A 23577-nucleotide genomic window follows, 5' to 3' on the forward strand; every position below is an offset into this window, starting at 1 on the left:
TGTGCGCCGCACGCTGGTGACGCTTCCGCCGTCGCTGAGTTTCGCCGGTGAAGCATGGCTGCGCGACGATCGCGGAAGCGTCCAGTTCCCCACGGCTCTGCGGGCCGGCGCCGCTCTGCGGATGCCGCACATCATGCTGGACTGGTCGTCGAACAAGCCCTGTCGACCGCGGGTCGCCGTCCACCTGGGCTCAGGGAGATCGTGCAGGTCGAGGTTCTGTCCGCGGAAGCCTTCGAGCCGATGGACATCGATGCCGGCTACCGGATCGATGCGGACTTCGAGGTCGACGTACGGTCCGACGAGCATGTGCACGATGCGAACGGTGCCGACGGAGGGCCGATCCGTGTGTCCACCAGCGTGAGGAACCGCGGCGCCGACCAGGTCCATGTGTCCACCCACATCGAGCCGTCCAGCCCGGCGTGGCGTGCGTCGCCGGTGCTCGCGTCGCTGACGTCGCAGATCAGACTGCTGCGCGGCGGCGGTGCCGTCCTGGCGATCGCCGGATTCGTCGATCGCGAGCCCCATCGCTGTGCGGGGACCTCGGACTCAGTCAGGGGGCCGTCGAGCAGGACGAAGTCCAGCCGACCTTCACAGGACTTTCAGTAGACCGGACGGGCGCTCGGCGAGCAGGCCGATCACTGCGGTGGTGCACGCGTGGGCAGCGGCCACGGAGATGCCTGATCCGCCCTGGCATGACGGCTCCCGCAAGAGAAGGTGGCGGCTTACCTCACGGCGCGTGTCCCCGTGATACCGCTCATCGGCGTATTGCGCAGGAGGGCGGAGACCAGCATCAGGTCAGCTGCGTCTCTAAAATGCGCCGAGGTCAGTTGGTTGCGAAACGAACTGTGAACGGCCAGATATTCTCGTAAGGTGGTGGAAGTCAGAGCCTGCCAGACTCGTCCATTGAGCCGCCTTTTTGACAAGATTACGGGGACGGCCCTTCTGTACTCGTCCGGATATTCCTGGAGTAGGGAGCAGAAGAGGTTTTCGCATCCTCGCAATAAATCCAACCTGATGTCCTTTAGGTCATCGGCAAGCTTAGCTGCCATTCCTAGAGAGGCAAACTCATTGAGGACTGTAGTGGATGGCATGTATCCGTGGGGAATTCCGATGAGGCGAGCAAGGAATACCATGTAGCCAGAGCATTCACCTGAGAAGCTGGAGAGTAGGGCCTGGAAACTCTTTTTGGAACTTTCTGGCGGCTGCCAGACATGGCTCTGATAATATTCCGAAGCATCTTGAGTGAGCAGGCTTAGACTCAAATCGGCAATCTCGGTGCTGTACCTCTTACGCAAGAGTTTAACCAAGGCAGACAGGGCTACCTGCACTCGAGCATTTGCCACGATTACCGAAAAGGTCGGGGGTTCGCTCTCCTGCAAGTGTCTTTCGTACTCGTCGTCTAGGGCGGAAGCAAAAAGCACGTAGCGTACAGCAATTTGCCCATCCGTCTCCTCTACTTCAAAGCCAGCAAGGCGGCCATATCCCCGGAGGATTATCTCAAGTACGGCATCTGTGGCAGCAGATTGGTGGCGCGTGCTCACGGTGGAAGGCGCAGCGAAAGACGGTTCCGCCTCGAGTTCTTTCCGGTAAGGTTGAAAGATCAGATGGCGAACATAATATGAGAGTAGGCGGACAGCGAGGAGCGCGTGGCGACCCACGCAAGGCGGAGTGCGCTTAGGAGATTCACTCACTCGTAGCCAGCTCCACACTTTGCCTCCCGCGGCAAGCGACGCACCCAAGGATCGGTTCGATCAATTATGCCGGGCGAGCATCTATAGTGAAGGCGCCGCGCTTACAGCCGAGGGGCCGGTCAGGAATCAGGTCGCTCAAGAGTCAGTGCAAAAGGTGTGAAAAACGATAAGGGTCTCCGTGATGCTCGTCGAGGATAGGGCTCAATTCGTCAGGCGCGTCAGAAGATCGCTACGACAGAGGGCCATTGATTTCGCTTCGCTGACCCGTTGGACCACATGTGTGGCTGCTGGTGTCGCTACTGTGTTGGGGGCGCATTTGGCCTCCCCTCAAGTGGAGTCTCCTCGAACTACCATTTTCGCTGCTGGTTGTATGGCATTTACCTGCGCTGTGGCCAATGTGGTGAACGATGCCGTGGACGTAGACGTGGACTCAGTGAACAAGAAGGACCGTCCAATTCCCTCTGGCAGGGTTTCTCCGAGTGTCGCTTTGTGGTCTGCCGTGGTTCTGTCCACCCTGGCATTGACCCTGGCTTACCCTCTCGGATGGATCAACTTCGTCTTCGCCGTATCGTTGCTAAGCTCGGGAGTCGCTTACTCATACCTAGTCAAAGGTCGGCTTGTAGCGCTCAGTAATGTGGTCGTAGCTTTGGTGGCAAGTAGCTCCGTACTCTTCGGAGCCTCTGCGGTAGGGGTCGTCGGTCTCGAAGTCAGTTTCGCCTACCTCAGTGTTTTTTTGTTCATGCTCTCTTATGACTTACTCAAAACGATTATCGACTTGGATGGAGACGCTCAGGCTGGCTTGCGAACTCTTCCAATCTCAATAGGGCGAGAGAAATCATTTGTGGCCTTCCGTGTCGCGGCAGGAGCATTTATTTTCGATGCCATCGCTGGAATTTCGGTGAGTAGTAGTCCTACAACGTACGAGTATAGAATTTTCTTCGCTGCAATCGCCCCGATAGTCGTCGCCGTCATCCTGACATTTAGGCGCGGATCCCGCAGTGCGCATGCCGCTGCAAGAATCTTGTGGATCTCCTGGCTGCCGGGCCTGTGGGCACTCGGTTCGCTGAGGTGAGGAGTTCGCAGCGAAAAGGCCGTAGTGTTTAGTGCGGTAGACGATTTCTCACAGACCGGTGACGGCTCAGGATGAGCAATAGGTGAGCATCAACCGCCAATCTGAGTTTCGCGGAGTGAATAAGGTTGTAGTGCTCGGTGGCATAAGTGAAGTAGGCTTCATAGGTCTTGGGGCAATTTCCTGAAAGCCAAGAGCAATCTGCCTCTTGTCGCCGTCCCAATCTCCCCTGAAGCACGCTCAATTCCTCAGTGTTCTCTTGGGCGATCGCGAGGAACAGGTTCGGGTTATTGGCTCCGAAGTCCTCTCGTAGGTCGGCGATATCGTCGCAATATTTTCCGGCAATACCCATTCTGTAGAATTGATCAGCGCACTGACGACTGAAAGGGTGGCCGCAAAATATCCGTATGATCTGGTATATCATTAGCAAGACCGTCCCTGAGTCATAATGTATGATATCGCGAACGGTTGCGAAGTCGCCGACGTGTTTTGCTCGCTTGATCAGGTGGCAGTAGTGGTCAAAATCTTCTCGGAATGTGGATTCGACGTATTCTAGAACCTGGTTGTTGTGGCTTGTTGCCGCAAGAGACGTAGCGAACGCTCGCCAAACTTCGGAAACGGACGGCATCTCTAGGATGTCATGAAACCTTGGCATCTCAGTCCGCGATTGGTCAGAATCCAGTGCATCGTCAAAGCTGTGTATCAGTGCGTTGAATAGGACGACTGATAGGCCACACTCGGTGGACACTTTTCGTGACGTAATGTCTGTATATCCAGAGAAAAGCACGCTTGATGTTATGTCGTGGCGGAGGCTGTTTCTGTATTCGGTCAGCGTTACTTGATCGCGGATGTGTCGTGCTATATCGGTTTTCCGGAACGGCCTAAATGCCCACTGGTGCAATGCGTGCGGAAGTGCTCGGGCGACCGTGGCGATGCGTAGCCGCCGAGAGAACGCTAGGTCCATACGATCGATTTTGGTGTCGGTCGTTTGCTTCATAGGGAACACGATGCAGTCTCTAGCGAGACTGCGCGATCTGACCTGCTCATAGGTGCCGGTGAACGAGGGTTTCCGATGGACCGAATGAGTGACCCCGGCGACATCCTCACCCGCGTCCAGTCGAGCCGGGCCAAGGACTACGTCAGTGAGTTCAACGCCGCCCTGGCCCTGTGGCGACGCGAGCCGGCCGTGCGCGAGTTCATCCACCGCACCCGCAAGGAGCTGGGCGTCGCCGCCTGAGCATCTGCCGCCCTGGCCGTCTCTTCCCTTCTGTTCCGTATGACATGCGAGGTGAAGGGCTCAATTGGCGTTGCCGAGGACCGCGGGGGCGAATTAGCGTGACGGTAGCGGCGACGTCCTTGTTGAGTTGCTGCCGCAGGGTTTCCTTGTCGTGGAACAGGGCGGCGATCGCGGTTTGGGCGGCCTTGACCTGCCCTCTACCTGGTGGACGGCACTGCACACCGCACTCGCCACCATCACCGAGATACCCACCGACCGCTACACCATCAAACAGCAGTATTTCGACTGAGCCATGCCTAAGTTCCTCGGAACTCCGATCGATACCCGGGCCTCGGGCTGGACCACAGCCCACGGTGACCTTCGCTGGGCCAACGTCTGCGCGCCCCGGCTCACGAATTCGACTGGGAGGGAGCTGGGGCCTGGCCCCCACCGGCTACGACGCTGCCATGGTCTCCTCACGCCCAGCATCGCAGCCTGGGTCCGCACCGAGTTCGCTGACGTACTCGACACCCCGGCCGGCCACTTCGCCGAACTCGTCGCGATCACCGAACTCCTGCACGGCGTCGAGCGCGGAGGCAATCTTCCACTCGCCGAACCACTCCGCCAACGGGCAGCACACCTCCTGGAGTGCGCGATTCAGTAAGCGCGTTGACGTGTGTTTTCCCTCGGTTCGTGGACGTAAAGAAGGCCGAGGGCAAGATCCTCACCAGCCCGGGATCGGGACGGCACGAAGCAGCCCAGTAGCGTCGTACGCGCCGCGGGGCAAGCGATGCCCGGCACCCCACCAGGTGTGAATCTCCCGCCAGCGGAGCGCGCCCGAGCTGGTCTCCCGCGCCATGGACTTCAGACAGTCGCTCGTGAAGACGGCAGCGGTCCACACGAAGTTCGCGTCCCGTAGATCGCGAAACTCCTCGTCCGCGCGCGCGAACAGAACAAGGACGTACAGATCGTTGAGGGGAACCGTCTCTCCGTCCACGTCCTTGTACGCCACCGCCTCCAAAGAACCCTCATCCGGGGCAAAGGGCGCGAAGCGCGCCTTGACGCGTATCCGGGCCAGCCCTGCGTATCGATCCGTGGGTGGCTTCTCTGATCCGAAACGCGGCGCTGTCCCCTCGGTCATGTCCCACGCCCATCGCTCGCCCTGGCGCTGGCGCGCGAATGCCGTCAGTGCCGGTACACGTTGGATGACTGATCGCCAGGGGACGGCCAAGTCGACACCGGACGAACGTGATTGCGCCTCCCGCCCACCTATCGCCGGCCCGAACTCCCCGGATTCGTCGAACGCTGTACGCACGGCTCGTGCCCTGCCGTAGGCCGCCTGTACAGACACGCTCGGCCAGAGGGCAGCAGCAGTCAGGGATTCAGCCAGACCCCCGATCGGATCGCTGCGGCTGGTCGCCAGTCCTGCGTCCAGAAGCCGGTCCCGTGCGGACCACAACCCGAGCAAGACGTCGCCCAGCATGAGGACATCCCCTGAGGTGTCCATGAAGGTCGACCTCTCTCAATGTAGGAGCCAGATACTCTCTGGAGTGCGAAACTCGACAACCCTCGAACACGACATCGGGCTTGCCTAGTGAACGGACGGCAGGTGCCACAGCCCGGCGGCGTACACCGGCCCGGCCCGCCGCGACAGCAGCACTTCGGGGCCGTCGGCGGTGTCCCTGCGCAGGATCAGGTGGACATCCAGCGGCTCGGTGTGCCGCGTGGCGCTGCTCACGGCCGCGAACAAGGTCTCCTGTTCCGGGGGGAGGCTCGGAAAGGGGACGTCGGAATAGGTCACGCGGCGGCTCCCTCATCGGACGGGCGGGGTAGGGGAAGGTGCCAGGACAGGCGGCCGCACACCGAGGCGGCCCGCTGCCCGCCGTCCGGATCGAAGGAGAGCCGGTAGCGGTCCGGAGAACCGGCCATCCGCCACAGGACGGCGAGGTCCTGGATCTCCTTCCAGATGTCACGCGGCCCGTGGGCGGTGACGCTCCAGCGCCGTTGGCCCGCGGGTTCCACACGCAGCCACGACCCGCAGCCGGGCGCGCCGATGACCAGGTGCTCGGCACTGAAGTCCCGGACCAGGCCGCCGCCCAGGAGATGGTCGGCCGCCAGCCACAGGCCGCGATCGATGTCCGCGGGCGGGGCCAGCATGCTCTGCTGCGTCCACGTTCCCGGCTCGGTGGCGATGCGCTGCCGGAAATCCTCGGAAAGGAAGATCCGCTCCATGCCGTGCCCGGCCCGGTGGGCGAACTCCACGGCCCTCAGCTCCGCCCGGAGCTGCCCGTCGGCGGTGCGCTCGACGACGGCGAGGGCAGGCCACGACGGGGACGCGGTCGTCACGTGGGCGAGCAGCTTGCCCCGGGGGGCAAGCTGCTCAACGAGGGCTACCGGCACACGCTCCACCGTGTAGGACACGAAGATCCGTTCAAACACCCGGACAGGGCACCCCTGATCACCCGATCCGCACACCACCTCCGGCCGGAAGCCGAGGTCGCCCAGCCGTACCGCGGCCGCCTCGGTGAGGTGCCGGTCCCGATCGAGAGTGACCACCGCCTGGTCGCCGCAGACCTGGCAAGCCACTGCGGCCGTCACTCCCGCGCCCGTGCCGACGTCTAGCACCCGCTGACCGGGGCGCAGATCCAGCTCCTCCAGCAGCGCAGCGGTCAGGCCCATCACCGTCGACATCGACGTGATCGACGCACCCGACCGCGTTCCGCGCGCCCGGCCGAGGAGCGGCTCCCCGTCGTGCTGGACGAGCACACTGTCCCCGCCGTACAGCAGCCCGAGCAGCTCGGGGCGGTCCTGCGGCGCCGCCCAGTCCAGCAGCTCCCACCGCGGCGGCTTCTCGCCCGGGACACTGCGCCGCACGTACGCCTGCGGCATCAGCACCTCACGGGCCAGCACCAGCAGAGCGTTGCGGACAAGACCAGGCCCCAGCGCACCCGTCGCCTCCAGCCGAGCGACCATCGCCGCCCGCGCGGCAGCCGGATCCACCGCCGCGCGCGGCGGCACGCTGCCATCGCCCGGTCGCCCTGTCGCCCGGTCAGTCGGCGCCGGGCCCGTGTCCAGGGTGCTCATCGCTGGCCCCAGCCCATTTCCGAGTACAGGCGCCCTGCGAGGATCCCGTCGATCGCCAGGCGGGTGTACGGCACGACCTCGGCCGGGAGATCCTGCGGTCTCCACCACCGCCACTCCACGCACCGGTCGGGCTCCAGGATCTCCGGGATGCCGGACCACGATCGGGCCCGGAAGACGAGCCCGATCCGCGGCCGCGCGACCGGCGAGTCGATGAGGTGGACCAGGTGCACCAGCTCGACGTCGTCGGGCTCGATGATCAGCCCGGCCTCTTCCTTCGCCTCCCGCACCAGGCAGCTGATCGCGGCTTCCCGCTCGCAATGCCCGGCCAGGAAATGCCACGTGTTCCCCGCGTATGCCGAGTCGGGGTGGCGCAGGCCAAGGAGGATGCGGCCGTGCTCGTCCTGGAGGTGGAGGTGGACACCAACGATGTGGAGCTCGGTCCCTTCCGGTGCCTCGTGGCGCAGCGGACGGACGCCGTCCAGCGGGCTGTCGGCCGCCGGGTGCTGGGCCGCGTGCCGGCGGATCAGGTCACCGAGGCCGGGGCTCAGCGGCAGCCGGTCCAGCGTGTCGGGGGTGAACCATCGCAGCAGCAAGCCTTCTTGCAGGGGCACGGTGTCGGGGTCGCCGCTCCAGTGGCCCGCGTAGACCTGGATGGGCACTGCGAGGCCGTCGACGCTGGTTGCCTCCTCCACGGCGTACGGCTCCAGGCCCACGGGCTCCAAGCCGGGGGCTTCCTCGGCAAGCTCCCGCCGCAAGGTCGCCTCCAAGCAGCGGTCGCCCATCTCGCGGCCTCCGCCAAGGAGGGCGAATACTCCCGGTTCCCAGATGTCATCACGCTGATCTCGCAGGTGGAGCAGGTAGCGGCCAGCCCCGTCGTGGATCAGGACGGACGCGTTGACGGGCTCCGGCCGCCCGTCGAGCCCGGATTCCACGAGCTTGGCGCGCAACGTGGGGGAGCGGACGTCGGCGAACGAGAGCCACTGGGCACCTTGGACCTCCTCATCCTGCAGCGTCAGCGGTGGGGGCTGCTCGGATGTCAGGTAGAACGCGAAGCGGAAGTCGAAATGCTGGTGGCGCGGCTCGCCCTTGGCCGGACTGGCGTCGTTGTCATGGACGTCGATATCGATCGGCGCGCCGAGGAACTGCGGGGTTAGGCAAAGGTGTCCGCTGCGGATTCCGGCTTCCTCCGACACCTCTCGCAGAGCAGCAGCCAGGAGGGTCCGGTCGCCCTCCTCGATGTGGCCACCGTGCGTGAGGAGCTTCCCCGATGCCTTGTGGCCGATGTGCAGCACGCGTCGATCACGGTCGATGACGACCGCGCTGCAGGTGACGTGGCCGGGCAGCGTTGACCGGCTGGACGGATCGCCGGGACCGTCGAGTACGGCCAGCAGCCCGGCCAGTACCTCCCGCTCACGCGGATGCCGGGCCAGATACGCCTCGGCGGCTGCACGGATATGGTCGCGGGTGAGCGGCACGTCATCACCTCGGGAGTTTGTGGGCGTGGGTCGGTCGAAGGGGCGCGTGGCCGTAAACGGGGCCGTCTCGGAGGGGCAAGTGGCATTGGAGCGGCTCATGCACGTGTCCTGGGCTGCTCGCCGTCCGACTCGGAGGTGACCTGGTAGGACAGCAGCATTCACGCGGCGCCTCCATCCAGAGAGGGGTCCGGGCAGGAGTCCCCGGTACGTGCCGGGCCGAGGCTCGGTGGGGACGGCTCTGTTGGCCCGGCAGGGCTCGGGGGCGGGTCGGGCATCTGCCGCAGTCCGCGTAGTGGGGAGCAGGCGAGCACCGCGACGGGCACCATGAGGAGGAAGGTGCCGCCGATTAGGGTGGGCCACATTCCGACCCATGTGCCGAGCGCTCCGGCGAGAAGCGCGGCCACCGGTCGGGCGCCGGAGGTCAGCCAGGTGCTCACGGCCTGCATCCGTGCCTGCATGCCCTCCACGGTGATGATCTGGCGAATCGAGCGCTGTGTGGTGCCCGCGGCCCCGGCACAGCCCAGTTGGAGGAACAGCGCGGCGCCGATCGTGATCTCCCAGCCGAGGCCGGGGGAGGCGAGCAGCAGCGGAATCTGGGTGAGCGGCGTCATCGCGAGCGCCGCGAGCATCATCGGGCCGGGCCCGAACCGGCGCGCGAGGGCCGGGGCGAACAGCGCGCCAGCGGCCGCGCCCAGGGCACCGAGCCCCAGGACCACGCCGAAGACCGTCGCGCTCATCTCCAGGACACGTAACAGGTACAGCGCCCAGAGGGTGTTGAGCACCGCCAAGGCGAACGACATCGTCGCGTTGACCCAGGTGAGTACGCTCAACCGGTGGTCGGCGTGCACGTACCGCAGGCCCTCGCCGATGTCCGCCCGCAGCCGACGGCCGTCGGTACGTACCCGGCCGGGCTCGCGGGCTCGGATACGGGCGGTGCACCAGGCGCTGATCAGGAAGGAGCCGACATCGCCGAGCAGGGCCCGGGCAGGGCCCAGCAGGGCGGTCAGGGCGGCGCCGAGGTTGCTGCCCCCGGTCGCGGCCACGGCGTACAACGCCCCGATGCGGCTGTTGCTGCGCTGGATCCGTGAACGGTCGACCAGACTCGGCAGCAGGCTGATCGCCGCGGCATCGTGCAGCACCCCCGCCGCGCCCTGTACCGCGACGACGGCCATGAGCTGGGACAGCGTCAACACGTCCATGGCGGACGCCGCCGGGACCGTCGCCAACGCCGCGGCACAAACCAGGTCGCCGATGATCATCTGGCGTCGTTTGGCATGACGATCGGCGAGCGCACCGGCGTGCAGGGCGAGTAGCGCGGGCGGCAGCTGGCCCAGGAACATCAGCCAGGCCACTTGCGCGGTACTGGCGTCCAGCTCCAGTACGGCCAGCACCGGGATCGCCATCGAGCTGATCGAGCTGCCGGCCACGCTAGCGGTCTGGCCAGCTAGATACCGGCGGAAGTCGCGATGCCGCCACAACGAGGCCCCGGCGGACTCAGGACCTGTGAAGCGCGGTGCCGCCGCAGGCACCTGGCGGGTCACAGGGCGTCCTCCTGCCGGTCCGTGCCGTCCCGCGGTGCGGGGAGCGTCTCGCCCGCTGGCAGGGCGAGGCCGTACTGGGCAGCCTGGGCTTGGAACATCGCCCGGTACAGGCCGTCTCCCCGGGCCATGAGGCGGTCGTGGATGCCCTCTTCGACGATGCGCCCCTGGTCGAGGACATAGATGTTGTCGGCATTCGCAGTGGCGGCGAGCCGATGGGTGACGAGCACGACGGCGTGGTGGCTCTCGGCCAGGTTCCATAGCCTCTCGAACGCTTCGATCTCAGCGTGCGGGTCGAGGGCTGAGGTGGGCTCGTCGACGAGGAAGAAGGGAGCGCCCCGGTAGCGGCTCCTTGCGTTGCCGAGCTTCTGCCACTGGCCACCGGAAAGTTGGACGCCGCGTTCGTAGCCCTTGAAGACGATCGACTTCCATCCGTGCGGCAGGCCCTCGATCAGCGGCTTCACGTCGGCTGCGTGCGCTGCCTCCTTCACCCGGTTCATGTCCCGGGGGCGGTCACCGACACCGATGGCCACGTTCGTGGCGGCCGTCATCTCCCAGCGCGGAAAATCCTGCGCGAGCAGCCCTACGGCAGCGAACACCTGCGCTCGGTCGGCTTCGCGGATCTCGACCCGTTCGCCGGACACTCCTTCCCACCACACCCTCCCACTGGTGGGCAGCAGCAGACCGGCGAGGATCTTGGTCAGCGTGGTCTTACCCGAGCCGTTCGCGCCGACCAGAGCGGTCACCTCACCCCGCCGCACCGATAAGCTCACCCCCTTTAACGAGGGCGAGTCGGCCCCGGGGTAGGTGAAGGACACGTTCTCGACGTGGATGGCCTGCACCGGGGACGGCAGGGGCGCGCCCGTGGGCGGGATGGCGTGCTCGGCAGCCAGTTCGGTGGCGTTCTTGGTGTCGGTGAGGAACAGCATCTCCTCATACAGGCGGTTGACCTGCTGAACCAGGGAGGTGAACCGTGCGGTGGAGGTACGGATGGCCACCACAGCGGTGCCGCCGACTGCCAGCGGCAGCCCACCGCTGCCGAGCAACCACCACAGCAACAGATAGCAGCCCAGGGACGCCAGACCGGAGAACCCTCCGGCGACCAAGTCGGTGTGCGCCTGCGCCCGCGCCAGACGCCGCTGCTCGGCTTCCATCTGCCGGGACATCTCCTCGTAGCCGCCCAACAACTTCACACCCGCCGCGTGCGCACGGATCTCACCCGCGGCATGGGGCCTGGTCAGGTACGCCAGCATCGACGAGACAGCGCGCCGGTGATCGACCCAATTCAGCCGCGAGGTGTACTCGCGGCGCGCCGAGCGCACCGCACCCCATCCTTTGGGCAGCGCGATTGCCAGCAGCATCGGCAGGAGCGCCCAATGGAGGGAAGCCAGGACGACGGCTGCGGCCACCATGCCGATCAGCACGTTTCCCACGCCCACCGACAGCCTGAGCATGTTCCGGGCGGAGTCAGTTCCGAATTTCCCTGCCTCTAGGACGCGTTGAATCTCCGGCCGCTCGGTCGCCTCCACCTCAACCCGGGTGATGGCCCGGTAGTACCGGGCGGAAATGGCCCGTTCCACCTGCGGCTCCAGCCGGCCGGACATCGCCGTCGACCACGCCGCCAGCAGTGCAGTTCCTACCGAGACCACCGCCAACACGACCAGCGACGGGAGCGCCTCACGTAACTTGTCCGAGGTCGGACCGTTGGCGAACAGCTCGGTCAGAATGCCGTTGACCGCCACCAGGCCCCAGGCAGACGTCACACCCTGCCCGATCTGCGCCGCCACAACACCGGCCAGTGCGCGCCGGTCCGCCTCCCAGCCGGTGCGCAGCACCATTGCGGCCATGCGCGGCAGGGCCGCGGCCATCTGCCCGAACCCCATACGTGTGAGGGCTCCCTCGTGGCGCACGAAAGAGTGGTCGTAGCGCAGCCGGCCCCCGTACAGCTCCTGCTCCGCACCGGAAATGCCGCTCGCCGACCGGCTCGGTTTCTTTCGCATCTTCACGCGCGCCGCCCCCGTCCGAACTTCCGGGCGAGTACCCCGGGCGCACCCTCTGGTCGCGCTCCCGGTGGCCGTGCGTCGACGTCAACGTGGCTCCACGGTGAGAGGGAAGCCGGACTGCCGCAGCCGGGGTGTTCGATTGCGGCGAGAGTGGACGCTGAATCAGGGCTGGGGGTCACCGTGTCCTCCATCTGGGCGCATGAGGGGTACTGGTGCTCTAAGAACGGTGGCGGAGAGGCCATCGTTACGGTTAGTTGATGAACAAATGTTCCGAAAGAGGTCGGCTCGACGTCGTCGTGGGCTGGCGAAGGCCCGCGTCGCTGTTCGAGTGGGTGGATCACCCGGTCGCATGAGGCTCCTTCGAGAGGGGCCGCGACCGACTGGCGGCCGCGGCGAAGGCCGGGTCAGGACGCCCGCGCCGGAGCGGCGGCCGTCTGGAGGATGTCGATCAACCCATCGGGATCCAGGGTGAAGCGCACGATGTGGTGGTCGGAGAGGTCCTCAACCTCGATCACCTCGACGCCGGTCAGCGCGGGCAGTAGCTCGGGGGTGGCGTACACGCGGTCGACCCGGCTGTCGGGGCCATGGGTGGGGGATGCGTTGACCGTGCGGGCGACGGCCGTCTCATGCCCCTGGTCGGCCCAGTGGCGGGCGATGTCCTCCAAGCCGGCGGTACGCAGGACGTCGTCCGGTTCGACGTCCATGCGGCGGGTACCGTCCGAGCCGCGGACGGAGCGGTGCAGCCGGTGTGGGCGGTTTTTGATCTTTTCGAGTACCGGCAGGGCCAGATCACCCGGTCCAGGAGCCGGGTAGGAGTTGTTGTCCCCGGCCATGAGCGCCGGGAGCGTGACCTGTTGCTCGTTCGCCGCCTGCCAGCCCTTGTCGGCCCAGGTGGTGAGCCATTCGGCCTCGATGGCCCGCTGGGTCGGGCTGCCGTAGTTGAGGTGGTAGGAGACCATGACCAGCGGCAGCGCATCGGGGCCGGCGGGCAGGTAGCGCATGGTCAGCGCGGTGGGCGGCAGGACCCATACCGGGCCCCGGCTCTTCTCCCAGTCCCGGACGATGACGAACTTGTCGGGGTTGAAGAAGATGGCGGTGCAGGAGTCTTTACCGAGCTTGCCCTGCATCTCCAGCGTCTGCTTCGCCTCCGAGAAGATCTGGTCACCGTGGTCAGCGGCGTCCCACATCTCCTGGCGGAAGACGATGTCCGGCTTGAGGGACTTCACCTTCTCGTCGCCCTTCCGGCGCCGGTCCGGGTCGTTCTTGCCGTTGTTCTCAAAGTTCCATGAGACGAATGTCAGAGGGCTCGTCATGCGCGGTGGGTCCCTTCGCTCGTGATGATCGCGTGCCTAGAGGGGAAAGTGGTCGGTCGCCGGACCGCTGCCTGCTCCTTGAGCCGGTTCTCGGGACGCGGTGCTCATGAGAGCTCCAGACGGTCCGGTCACAGGGTTGTCTCGTCGCAGACGAGGGCGAGGAAGCCGCCGCGGACGCGTATGTCGGTCAGGGCGTCTTCGTAGATGTCGTGGAAGGTCGAGAAGTCGGTGCGGGAAGTGGCGACGATGCCGTGCAGCTCCCCGTGGCGGATTGCGGCATAGAGACGAGCCAGCTGCGGGCGCGTGGCCGGGTCGGTCATGCCCGTGTCATCAAAGGTCGTCATGGCCACGTTCCAGGTCTCGCGGGTGACGAGGGCCTGGGTCCGGGCCAGACGGTCCGCGGGATCCTGGCCGGGTCGCACGAGGGCGTACTGAGCCACCCGCACCGGGCCCGGAGGGATGCCACGCATGACGTCGGCGTAGATCGCCAGACGCAGCGAACGGAGGCGTTCCGTGCTGGTCATCGGCCGTGCGGTTCCGAGTTCCGCCGTTCCATCGGGGCCCTTCAGGGCGACGGTCTGGAGGCCGTCGACGCGGGCGAGATCCTCGATGTGGCTGGGCATATGCGGCGAATCCATTTCGGGTTGCGGGCGCCGTCCGGCGCTCGGGGTCTCGGAGAGCGGGGCGGTCAGTTCTGCGTCGGCCGGGCGTCCTGTGTGGCGGCCAGCGCTACGGCTCGGGCGAGGCGCCACGGTGTGCTTCTGGGGCCCGGTTCCGTGTCGGCGAGGGAGAGGTGGTGGTGGAGCAGGGCATCCAGCACAGCGCCGGAGCCGCCCTGCGCGGTGTTGTTGAGCAGGGTGCGGTATTCGGCGAGAGCGGCATGCCTGTGCTCCCAGTGGGGTTCGAGGAGGGCTTGGCCGCCGGGCACTTTGCGCAGTGCGGGCCAGGCTGCGGCCGGGACGGCGAAGGCGCGCGCTCGGTGGAGCAGGTCGCGGGGCAGTGGCGGGGCTGCGGGTGTTTTCGGCTGGGCTGTGAGCCATTCCAGTCCGGCCGCTGCGCTGTGGTGGAAGGCGGCTGCGATGGCGATGAGGTTCGCGGCCGTCAGTACATGAGGGTGGATGCCGCGGACGTGGGCGATCTGGTGGGCAAGGGCCCGGCAGTCAGCAGCCAGCACATCTTCGGCGGCCCTTTGGAGTTCTCCCGTTCCCCAGCGGCCGAGGTGCGGTCGGTGGGGAACGATTTCGATATCGCCCAGGACTCCGGTGTCCAGCAGGTGGTCGGCCCAGCGGCCAAGGTGCCCCAGTGCGTCGGCGGCATCTGCGGTGTGTGGCAGCCGGATGGTCAGTGCCGTGTACTGCCCGGCTTCCTCGTCAGGCGGCAAAGTGATCCACCACTGGGGCTGGCCGAGGTCGTTGGCCAGGACGGGCAGGTGGTCGGACAACAGGGCGGGACGGGCCTGGGAGGAGCCGTACAGCCGCGCGGCAAGGTAGCGCGACGCGCCGGGCACGTGGCTGCCGCCGCGATGGAAGACAGGTGCGGCGCGAAGGTTGGGGGCAGGCCGCGCCGGGGCGGCGGAGGCAAGGAGGGTGACGATCTCGGTGGGCCGTCCGTGGCACCATCCGAATGCGCTGTCCGGCTCGGCCTCGATGAGTTCCAGGTAAGGCAGGTTGCCGGGGCGCAGGGTCTGCGCACGCAGCACGGCCAGATGCGCCGGCTGGTCGAGGCTGAGCCGGAGTCGGCTGTCGAAGTGCTCCAGATACACGGTGTCGGGCACCCGCCAGCGCTCGCGCCATGCGGTGAACGCCTCTTCCCACTGCGCGGTGGACGCCTCCGATCCGGGCAGGTCGGCGTGGGCAAGACGCCAGGAAGCCTGGGCGAGGATGCTTCGCCCGTACCGTACGCGCGGCCGTGCGGGCAGATGCCGCGCCGCTCCCCAGTCCCAGGGCTCCAGACCGCCGTAGGGGGTGACCATCCGGCTGCTTTGCCCGCGTTGCAGTTCGTCGAGGAACCGGGCGATGGTCGGAGTCTGGAATTCGATCTGGAGTGGATGCGAGCTCGCGGCTTCCAGGACCTGCCTGCGGGAGCGGGAGACCAGGTGGAGGCGGCCGTCGTGGCACAGCACGGCGAGGTCGGAGAGCGCGATGGTGTCAGCATCGGGCTCGCGGTGCTCAGCGATGGAGATCAGCGGAGCAAGGCGCGGGGTACGGGTGATGTGCGTGGCACTGTGCCGCAGGGCGGGGAAGGAAAGCTGCACCGCAAGGGCGCCTTCCACGGTGGTCGGCCGCCTGGCCAGTGTGTCCAACAGGCCGCTCGGCGTGTCGTCAGCCGCGAGCAGCGCGGCGAAACGGCCTCCGGTGAGGTGACCCCACCCGCGGCTGACGCGCCGCAGGGCCAGACGGAAGTGCCCCTCGTTCATCGCCGTTCCGGTCGGGGCGTGGACTTCGGCGCTCAGCTCCAGGTGCGCGGGCACATCCCTCGGGGCGGGCTGGGTGAGGGTGAGCTGCTCGATGAGCTGGTCGTCCAGCTCGACCTCCCTCCCGTCCATGATGGCCTGCTGCGCACGCGCCAGGAGGGCAGCGTCCCGGCGCGCGGTCGCAGGCCACGGTGCGCGCGGCGTTCCGAGGAAATCTTCAGGCAGCCCCAGCTCTTCGAGGAGGCCGAGCAGAGGGACGAGCACGTCGTCGCCGTATCGCTCACGGAACGCGCGGCGGTAGCGGATCCACGCCTGGGCGCCGAACGGCTCCGGGGTGATACGAGCCAGGAGACCGGCGGCCGCCTCGGCCTCCCACGCGACCGTGCGGGGCAGCGTCACCTCGGCGTCCAGGCGAATATCGATGACCAGCGGGGAATCGTGCCCGCCGTGCTGCCGCATGCGCGCGGTCAGTGCCGAGCGGTGCTCACCGCCGGCGGACAGGGGGAGCTGGTTGTGCGTGTCCATCAGCTCGTGGATCTGCCGCAGGCCGTCGGCCAGCTCCCGGACGTGTTCGGTGCGGTCCGCGCCCGAGCGGTGCAGTTCGGCGACGACGTGGCCGAGCGCATCGGGTTCGGTGGCCGGCGGCTGGAGGCTGGTGAGCAGCATGCGGCGGGCGATCAGCAGGTCCAGCAGGGCCCGGGTAGTGGCGGTGTCGAGGTCGGGAAGCTCGGCGGTGAGCTTGCGGACCACGTCCTGGTACGGCACGGGTGTGGCCGTGAGCTGGATGGCGGCACGCACCGCGGCCGTACGGCGCAGGGAGACCTCGTGTACAGCGGTGCCGACGGCATCCGGGCGGCGGGGTTGCCAGGGCAGGACCAGGCGTTCGCCGCGGATCTGTAAGACGTTGTTGGCCACCACCCGCAGCCGCTGCCGGACGTCTGCCATCTCTTCCATCTGCTGGATGAGGTCGGCCAGCCATGCGCCTTCGGCCCGCACGACCGCTCGGTGACCGGTGCCCCAGCGCGTGTGGGTCCGTTCGCCGAACGCGCCCTGGTTCACCCCGGCGAACAGACCGAAGGGCGTGGGCCGGTGCAACAAGCGCAGGGTGTAGCCGATGAGCGGGAGGAGCACCCGGCGGGCGGCCGCCGCGGAGGGCGAGGTGTCGTTGGCGACGAGGCGATCGAGATCGCGCCCCAGCGCCGGGCTCGCGTGCCGGATCGCGTCGGCCACTTCCGGGATGCCCCAGACCTCCCGCGTCCAGGCGCACCAGGCCCGTACGCCCGTCGGCGTGGCGTCGGCAGTGTTCGGCCATGCTGGGAGCTGCACCCCGGTGTGGTGCACAGCGCGCAGCATGACGTTGGGTTGGGCGCTGTATCGCGGTCGGCCGGAGCCCATTTCTCTCCTTCTCAGCGGGCAGGCTGGGCTGCTGGTGGTTGTTCGCGGGTTCAAGGGGAGCCGAAGAAGATCCCGAAGGCATTTGCCGTTCCGGGCACCTCGACTTCCTGCACGTCCAGCGCGTGGTCCAGGGAGTGGAGGGCTTCTGCGTCGGCTCGCGCCTCGTCGCGTGCAGGACCAACCGCGGGGGGAGGCGGCTTCACCGGAATCTCCTGCCGGAGGCGGCCGAGGGCCTGTATCGGACGACGGCCGCCCCGGGGGCAGCAGAGGGCCGCCACGATCGGGTGGAGCATCAGCGGCGGGGTGAGCAGATGCCCGTCACTGCGGCTCCGTACCCACCCAGTCCCACTACCGGACGTATCCCGTGTCAGGCACGAGGGCGGCAGGGTCACCTGGGAACCGGAACGGAGGTACTGGACGCGCGCGGGCCAGGGCGGGACATCGGACTCCGGCGGCAGGAAGAACCCCCAAACGCCATGAATGGCGAAGACGGCGCCCACCGGGTTAGTAGATAGCGCATCGAGAGCCAGAACGGCCCGGCGGGCTACCTGTTCGGGCACCAGGACCACGTCCCAGCCAGGGCCCACCTCCCGCTGCCAGGGGGCGTCGTGGAGGTCCACGGTCGGCGCACGCAGGACCTTAGGCGCGCTTCGAGGGGAGACAGGGCCGTTGCTCATGAGGCTGTTCCCCGCTCGCAGGCGTGTGCAGCGGCGTTCATGGACACGCTCGGCCCGCGAGGGCCGAGTTCGGCAGCGATCGGCACCTGTCCCCATCCGCGCAATAGGTTGTTCAGTACGCGGACCGGCTCTCCGGAGATGGTGAGGTGGGTGCAGCGCGTGGCGAGCGCGCGCAGGACGGCGCGGGCCTGGAGTTCGGCCAGGGGGATACCGGCGCACAGGTGCGGTCCGCCGCCAAAGGCGAGGTGGCGGTCGACGCGGCGTCGGCGGATGTCGAAGGCGTCGGCGTCCGCCCCCCACTCGCGCGGATCCCGGCCGGCCGAACCGTAGAGCAGCCAGATCTGCTCGCCGGGTTCGATGCGCACGCCGGCCACGTCGGTGGGCCGTGCGACGAGCCGCCCGAATGCCTGGATCGGGGCCTCCAGCCGCAGTGCCTCGTGGAATGCCGCGGTGGCCCTGGTGGGCTCGCGGCGCAGCAGTTCCCACTGCCGGGGGTGCCGGGCGAGCTGGGAGATGGCTTCGGTGATGCCGAGGATCGTGGTGTCCATGCTCGCGGCCGTGTAGGCGGAGGCGAGGGGGATCGCGTCGCTCTCGTCGAGGTGGCCGTCGTCGACCGCTTGGAAGATTGCTCCCATCCAGGACTCGGTGGCGACGGTCTCGCGGGTGACGGTCTGGTGGAGGAACTCGACCATCCGGCTGGCGACGGGCAAGGCGCGCTGGAAGCGGGCGTTGTCGGGCCCGAAGGCGTCGAAGGTGGGGGCGGCTCCGGTGAGCAGGGGCTCGCGCGCCTCCTCCGGAAGACGCATTTGCTCCATGACGGTGTCGCTGACCATCCGCCGGGCCAGGACCGCGGCGTCGAACTGGCCCGCTTCGAGGATCTCGTTCACCAGTCGTTGCGCGCGGGTGGTGACGGTGCCGACGATGTGCCGTATGGCGCGGGGAGCGAGCTGTGCGGACAGCACACGGCGCAACTGCGTGTGCTTGTCTCCGTCCGAGGCCAGTACGGTGCCGGCGAGGATCTGGCTGTTGGCCAGTTCCGTCAGGGCAACGCCACCCTCCGAGGGGTAGATGTTCGGGGTGTGCAAGATCTCCTTCACCTCGCGGTGGCGCGGGATTGCCCATACCCCGTACCTCTGAAGGCGGATGGCGGGGCCGACGGCGCGCAGGGCCTCGTAGGTGGGGTAGGGGTCGCGCAGGGCGGCATCGGTGAACAGATCGACGCTGGAGGAGGGAGCGACACCGGCTGTGTGGGACACGGGAGATTGGCCTTTCTACGCGTGGGCGGGCTGTGACCGGTCGATGAGGCGGTCCAGGAAGGCGAGCAGCACGTTGCGGACCTCCTCGCGTTTGCGGGCGTCGACCATCAGCACCGGGATGGCGGGGTCGATGTCCAGGGCGGAGGCGATCTGCTCCTTGGTGTAGTCCTGCTGGCCGTCGAAGCAGTTGGATGCGATGACGTAGGGCAGGCCGTGCTTATCGAAGAAGTCGACGGCGGCGAAGGACCGCTCGAGGCGCCGGGTGTCGACCAGGACGATTGCGCCCACGGCTCCTTGGATCAGGTCTTCCCACATGAACCAGAAGCGCTCCTGCCCGGGAGTCCCGAACAACAGCAGCTGGGCGGCGTCCAGCGTGATCCGGCCGAAGTCCATCGCCACCGTTGTGGCGCTCTTGTCCGGGGTGCCGGTCAGGTCGTCGACACCGACTCCGGCCGCGGTCAGCATCTCCTCGGTGCGCAGCGGCTTGATCTCGCTGATGGCACCGACGAGGGTCGTCTTCCCGACGCCGAAGCCTCCGGCTATGAGGATCTTGAGCGTAGGGGGCGGTGCGGCGGCTTCCGCGCCTGCTTCAGATTTGCGCAAGACCGTTCCTGACTCTCCAGAGCAATTTGACGTCTGCCGACTCGTTGGCGGACATGGACGGCTGGTGGGTGACCAGCCCATGGGCCCGCAGCTCGGTGAGCATCACCGTGGTCGGCGTGAGCCTCATGTGCAGGCGGGCGCTGATCTCCGCCACGGCGATGCCGGTCCCGGTGCACCACCGCAGGACCGTCTGCCACTCCTCCGGGATGCTCCCGGCGGCTTCGACGGGAACAGCTGCGCAGATCAGGGATTGCATCGTGATGCGCTCCCCGGCCCCTTGGCCGCCCTGGACCGCCGCCTGCGCGGCGGTAAGGGCGAAGGTCCGCGTTCGGCGCGGCCGCGGGCCGGTCATCACTGCGCCTGGGCGTCCGGGCGGTGGCCGGTGCTCAGCTGCGGGCCGAAGGCGCGGGCGACGCGGACGGTCTCACGGATGCTCACGCCGATGGCACCGTTCGGCTTGATGTAGGCGACGAGGTTGCTGCCCTCGCCGCAGGCGGTGACGACGACGTGCGCGTGCTCCAGGGTCACGTTGGTGTGCGTCACCGCTCCTCCCTCCACGGGGAGAGAGAGGCCCTTGCCGAGGCTGGCCAAGCCGGAACAGGCGGCCGCGACCGTCTGCACCTCGGCCAGGGAGAGGCCGTAGCCGCACTGGGCGATGCCGTCGTTGGACAGCAGCACCAGCGCGAATACGTCGGGCACGTCGTCGAAGCGGTCGCGGAGGCTGTCGTATGTGGCGGCCCACCCGGGCGTCTCGGCGGTGATGACGTTGGTCAGCTGCTTGAGGCTCATCGGGTCTCTCCGTTGAGGGTGTGCGTGATGTCGTCGAGGGCGCTGAAGATGTCTTCGATCTCCTCCAGCGGGCGTGTGTCAACGGCCTGCCGGGACGTTTCCGGCGTGGTGGTGTCGGCCCGCAGCTGCTCCACCAGGTGGGTGCCGCGTCGGCGCTGCGGCAGCCTGGGAGGAGCTTTCGCGCCGGGCACGGACTCGGCCGTGGGTGGTGATGTCTGAACCGTCGGCGGGGCGGGAGGTTCCCGGCGTCCGGACTCCTGCGGGGCGGGGGACGCGGGCGGCTGCTGAGGAGCGCCGCGGGAGGGCATGCGCTTGACCAGACCGCTGGCGGTGGTCGTCGCCTCCGGCACCGGCTGGCGGCGCTCCGGGCCTTCACCGGCCGTGCGGGTGGCGGGCATCTGCTCCAACGGCTCGGGCGCTTGTGTCAGCAGGGCGTAGGGCACCAGAACGGTGACCAGGACGCCGCGGTAGCGCGACTCGCTCAGGGTGACGGTCACGCCGAGCCGCTGGGCAAGGTGGCCGACCACGAACAGACCCAGCTGGTGCGAAGCCCGCGCAAGTGTGCCGTAGAGGGGAAGTTCGCGCAGGCGGGCGTTCAGCTCGGCCAGCTGTGCGGGCCGGACCGGCTGCCCGCGGTCCTCGACCTCGATGGCCACCCCGGCGGACGCCTGAACCGAACGGACGGTGATTTCGTACGGTTCGGGGCAGAAGGTAGTGGCGTTGTCGATCAATTCGGCCAGCAGGTGTGTCAGCTCCCCGGCCGCTTCCGGGGCGAGCCAGGCTTCGACCCGGAAGTCCTTCACGACACGCTTGAAGCCGATCGACTCGCCCGCCGCGTCCATGAGGAGATTGGCGACGTGGACCGGCCGCTCGTGGGGGTGTTCGAGCTGGCCGCCCGAGAGGATCTGGAGGTTCTCGATCAGCCTCCGCAGGCGCACGGTGTGGTGGTCGAAATCGTAGAGGTGGCCCAGGAGCTGGGGGTCATCGCCGTAGGTTTGCTGTAGCTGGTCCAGGAGCGGAAGGAGCTTGTGGCCGACGATGACAACGGCCCGGGCGCTGACGCCCTCGGTGAACGCGGCGAAACCGCGCCGCTCGTCGTAGACGGTCTCCGCCGCATCGACAGCCTGTTGCGCGAGGAGAGCAACCGCGTTGGTGACGTGGTCGAACTCATCGCGCGTGTGCGGCTGCGGTTGCGGCAAGGGGGAGCGATCGGCCCGCTGGCCGTGTTGAAGGGCCCGCACGATGCCCGGCAGCAGGTCCTGGGCGACGGTCAGGGCGCTGGTGCTGACCTCGCTGGTGCGGCGGATGACGGTGCGGATGATCCCGACGATGAGCACGGCCAGCGCGATCACGATGGCCAACGAGATGCCCAGCTGCACGTACACCTGAGTGCGGATCTCGTCCGCGCGCTCGTACCCGTGGGCCAGCAGGCCCTGCGTCCGCGAAAGGTTCAGCCCGGCGACCTGCCGAGCCACCGTCCCGTAGGCGGCGTCCCACTGTTCCACCGAGCGCGGCAGCGTCTCGATGGAACCGGTGCTGTTGCTGGTGGGGGCGCTGATCAAGTCCTGCTCGATGCGCTGCACGGTGCGCCACGCCTTGCTGGAGACGATCCGGTCGTAGGTGGCGCGGTCCTTCTCGGGCAGGTACGGAGCGATCCACCGCCGGTACATCACCCGCTGCGAGCCATACGCCTCGGCGATCGCGCGGCGGTGTTCCGCACTCATCCCGCCGGCGGCCCGGGCCTGCGCCACCAGTGCGTCCTCCTGGCTGGCCCCCTCCGACGCCCAGAACAGCCCCACCAGCGGCCGGGTCTCCTGCGTGAGCCCGGCGTCATCCATCGCGCTCAGCGCCTGGTAGAACTCGACCATCGTGGACAGCAGGTCCGTGTAGTACCCAACAGCGGCGTCCGGATCGCCGCTGCCCAGGTCGACTGCCCGGCGGTTCTCGCGCAGAGCGTCGAGCTTGGAGTAGACCCGCTCCACGTACTCCCACTTGTGGCGACGGCTGGTCTCCAGCTCGGTGCCGGACAGGTGGCGGAAGGAGGCAACGCCCCGGTCGGTTGCGGCGCGCTGCTTGCCGAGCGCCTTCTTCGCGGCCGTCGTGGGATGGGCCAAGTAGGCGGCTGTCAGCCGTCGTTCAGCCTGCGCTCCGACGAAGAGCGGAAGGCTGGCTTCTCCTCCCAGCTCGCCCGTCGCCGAGTCGTTACGCAGCCGGGTCTGCTGCTGCCAGTCCCCCCACGCGTCCACCGCCACGAAGCCGAGAAGGGCCGTGATGGAGACGCCCGCGACGAGCATGAGGCGGGTTCGTACGGTTGGCCGACGGCGCGGTGCCCGGTGAACGGCGCGGTGTGCGGAAGTCATGGATCCTCGAAGATCGAATGCGGAAGGTGGGAGCTGGGGCGGTGGACCGGCCCCCGCGGGATCTCTTGGGACCCGCGGGGGCCGGGAGGGCACAGCCCGGAGGCTGCTCCTCACCCGGGGCCCCGGGGCCGCACGGCGCCTGGTGGCGCCAGCCCCCGGGGGATAAAGGGAGCCCCGAGCCCACGAACGGACGTCGTACAGCGAACCGGAGGAACCGGGACGCCATCGACGGGATTGTTTCGCGCCTAGGTAGCGGGAGGTCTCTGGTCGAGCCGGGCGCCGAAGGTGGTCTGGACGACGCGCGCGAGGCGGTCGACCCTGTGGCGTAGAGCAGGCACCCGGGCTCCTCCGGAATCGGCAGTGGGCGGGGGCGGCCGATGTGCCGGGGGAGGAAACGGCGTCGCGGGGGCAGGTTCGTCCACCACGTGGTTCGGCGCAGCGGGGATCGAGAGAGCACCCTGAGCTGTCGCGAGGAGGTCCTGCGCCACTTCCGCCAACCGGACCACGAAAACGCAGCAAGGGATGTACTTGGCCGGTATCGGGGTGCGCCCCAGCTTGTCCGACTGCCGCAGGAGGCGATGACCAACCGGGATGTCACCGTCAGTCGTAGCCTGGACGGCCGCCTGCGCGAGCGGCTGGAGCTGGTGGCGGAGCACCACCGCGAGGGCCTTCAGTTCGCCCTGGTCGCGAGGCAG

21 protein-coding genes are annotated in these 23577 nt (G+C 67.6%); 4 read left to right on the forward strand and 17 right to left on the reverse strand.

Annotated elements, in window-relative coordinates; genetic code table 11:
• Nucleotides 1-201: 201 nt before the first annotated feature.
• Nucleotides 202-606: a hypothetical protein gene (locus ACH4SI_RS16385; RefSeq protein ID WP_398296387.1), complete on the forward strand. Its 405-nt coding sequence runs from the start codon at nucleotides 202-204 to the stop codon at nucleotides 604-606.
• Nucleotides 607-722: 116 nt separating this feature from the next.
• Here the strand turns inward: ACH4SI_RS16385 and ACH4SI_RS16390 are convergent, their stop codons facing one another.
• On the reverse strand, nucleotides 723-1541 hold the full coding sequence (locus ACH4SI_RS16390) for a hypothetical protein (RefSeq protein ID WP_398296388.1): 819 nt from the start codon (nucleotides 1539-1541) through the stop codon (nucleotides 723-725).
• A 331-nt stretch (nucleotides 1542-1872) separates the two neighbouring features.
• Between ACH4SI_RS16390 and ACH4SI_RS16395 the strand changes: the two genes are divergently transcribed.
• Nucleotides 1873-2763 (forward strand): UbiA family prenyltransferase, encoded by an 891-nt coding sequence (locus ACH4SI_RS16395; protein WP_398296565.1) that lies wholly within the window; start codon nucleotides 1873-1875, stop codon nucleotides 2761-2763.
• Nucleotides 2764-2791: 28 nt separating this feature from the next.
• Here ACH4SI_RS16395 and ACH4SI_RS16400 read toward each other — a convergent pair whose 3' ends face one another.
• Complete coding sequence (locus ACH4SI_RS16400; RefSeq protein WP_398296389.1) at nucleotides 2792-3757, reverse strand: hypothetical protein; 966 nt, start codon at nucleotides 3755-3757, stop codon at nucleotides 2792-2794.
• Between the two features lie 84 nt (nucleotides 3758-3841).
• On the opposite strand from ACH4SI_RS16400, the gene ACH4SI_RS16405 reads away from it, so the two are divergent.
• Nucleotides 3842-3997, forward strand: coding sequence for a hypothetical protein (locus ACH4SI_RS16405; protein ID WP_398296390.1), 156 nt, complete (start codon nucleotides 3842-3844; stop codon nucleotides 3995-3997).
• A 151-nt stretch (nucleotides 3998-4148) separates the two neighbouring features.
• Nucleotides 4149-4286: a hypothetical protein gene (locus ACH4SI_RS16410; RefSeq protein WP_398296391.1), complete on the forward strand. Its 138-nt coding sequence runs from the start codon at nucleotides 4149-4151 to the stop codon at nucleotides 4284-4286.
• A 144-nt stretch (nucleotides 4287-4430) separates the two neighbouring features.
• On the opposite strand, the gene ACH4SI_RS16415 is transcribed toward ACH4SI_RS16410, so the two are convergent.
• The 15 genes from ACH4SI_RS16415 to ACH4SI_RS16485 all read right to left on the reverse strand — a co-directional run bounded on the left by ACH4SI_RS16415 (nucleotide 4431) and on the right by ACH4SI_RS16485 (nucleotide 22816).
• Entirely contained in the window at nucleotides 4431-4604 is a 174-nt protein-coding gene (locus tag ACH4SI_RS16415; protein WP_398296393.1) for a hypothetical protein, read from the reverse strand.
• A 96-nt stretch (nucleotides 4605-4700) separates the two neighbouring features.
• On the reverse strand, nucleotides 4701-5459 hold the full coding sequence (locus ACH4SI_RS16420; RefSeq protein WP_398296394.1) for a hypothetical protein: 759 nt from the start codon (nucleotides 5457-5459) through the stop codon (nucleotides 4701-4703).
• Nucleotides 5460-5567: 108 nt separating this feature from the next.
• Nucleotides 5568-5777, reverse strand: a complete 210-nt coding sequence (locus ACH4SI_RS16425) for a hypothetical protein (RefSeq protein WP_398296395.1) — start codon at nucleotides 5775-5777, stop codon at nucleotides 5568-5570.
• A complete protein-coding gene (locus tag ACH4SI_RS16430; protein ID WP_398296396.1) occupies nucleotides 5774-7060 on the reverse strand; it encodes a protein-L-isoaspartate O-methyltransferase in 1287 nt (428 codons plus the stop codon). The genes ACH4SI_RS16425 and ACH4SI_RS16430 overlap by 4 nt, the downstream gene beginning before the upstream one ends.
• Complete coding sequence (locus tag ACH4SI_RS16435) at nucleotides 7057-8535, reverse strand: NUDIX domain-containing protein (RefSeq protein ID WP_398296397.1); 1479 nt, start codon at nucleotides 8533-8535, stop codon at nucleotides 7057-7059. Before ACH4SI_RS16435 ends, ACH4SI_RS16430 begins: the two co-directional genes overlap by 4 nt.
• Before the next feature lie 158 nt (nucleotides 8536-8693).
• A complete protein-coding gene (locus ACH4SI_RS16440) occupies nucleotides 8694-10076 on the reverse strand; it encodes an MFS transporter (RefSeq protein WP_398296398.1) in 1383 nt (460 codons plus the stop codon).
• Nucleotides 10073-12073 carry an ATP-binding cassette domain-containing protein gene (locus tag ACH4SI_RS16445; RefSeq protein WP_398296566.1) on the reverse strand — a complete coding sequence of 667 codons (2001 nt, stop codon included), beginning with the start codon at nucleotides 12071-12073 and terminating at the stop codon, nucleotides 10073-10075. Before ACH4SI_RS16445 ends, ACH4SI_RS16440 begins: the two co-directional genes overlap by 4 nt.
• A 407-nt stretch (nucleotides 12074-12480) precedes the next feature.
• Entirely contained in the window at nucleotides 12481-13389 is a 909-nt protein-coding gene (locus ACH4SI_RS16450) for an endonuclease/exonuclease/phosphatase family protein (protein ID WP_398296399.1), read from the reverse strand.
• A gap of 128 nt (nucleotides 13390-13517) precedes the next feature.
• The gene (locus ACH4SI_RS16455) at nucleotides 13518-14012 is read right to left on the reverse strand and encodes a hypothetical protein (RefSeq protein WP_398296400.1); all 495 of its coding nucleotides are present in this window, start codon (nucleotides 14010-14012) and stop codon (nucleotides 13518-13520) included.
• A 65-nt stretch (nucleotides 14013-14077) separates the two neighbouring features.
• A complete protein-coding gene (locus ACH4SI_RS16460; RefSeq protein WP_398296401.1) occupies nucleotides 14078-17155 on the reverse strand; it encodes a lantibiotic dehydratase in 3078 nt (1025 codons plus the stop codon).
• A 715-nt stretch (nucleotides 17156-17870) separates the two neighbouring features.
• Complete coding sequence (locus ACH4SI_RS16465) at nucleotides 17871-19130, reverse strand: cytochrome P450 (RefSeq protein ID WP_398296402.1); 1260 nt, start codon at nucleotides 19128-19130, stop codon at nucleotides 17871-17873.
• A gap of 15 nt (nucleotides 19131-19145) precedes the next feature.
• On the reverse strand, nucleotides 19146-19733 hold the full coding sequence (locus ACH4SI_RS16470) for a GTP-binding protein (protein WP_398296403.1): 588 nt from the start codon (nucleotides 19731-19733) through the stop codon (nucleotides 19146-19148).
• On the reverse strand, nucleotides 19720-20085 hold the full coding sequence (locus tag ACH4SI_RS16475) for a DUF742 domain-containing protein (protein WP_398296405.1): 366 nt from the start codon (nucleotides 20083-20085) through the stop codon (nucleotides 19720-19722). The genes ACH4SI_RS16470 and ACH4SI_RS16475 overlap by 14 nt, the downstream gene beginning before the upstream one ends.
• Nucleotides 20085-20522, reverse strand: coding sequence for a roadblock/LC7 domain-containing protein (locus ACH4SI_RS16480; protein ID WP_398296406.1), 438 nt, complete (start codon nucleotides 20520-20522; stop codon nucleotides 20085-20087). The genes ACH4SI_RS16475 and ACH4SI_RS16480 overlap by 1 nt, the downstream gene beginning before the upstream one ends.
• Nucleotides 20519-22816: a nitrate- and nitrite sensing domain-containing protein gene (locus ACH4SI_RS16485; protein WP_398296407.1), complete on the reverse strand. Its 2298-nt coding sequence runs from the start codon at nucleotides 22814-22816 to the stop codon at nucleotides 20519-20521. The genes ACH4SI_RS16480 and ACH4SI_RS16485 overlap by 4 nt, the downstream gene beginning before the upstream one ends.
• Between the last annotated feature and the right edge of the window lie 761 nt (nucleotides 22817-23577).

Source organism: Streptomyces sp. NPDC021212, from assembly GCF_044332925.1.
GTDB lineage: Bacteria > Actinomycetota > Actinomycetes > Streptomycetales > Streptomycetaceae > Streptomyces.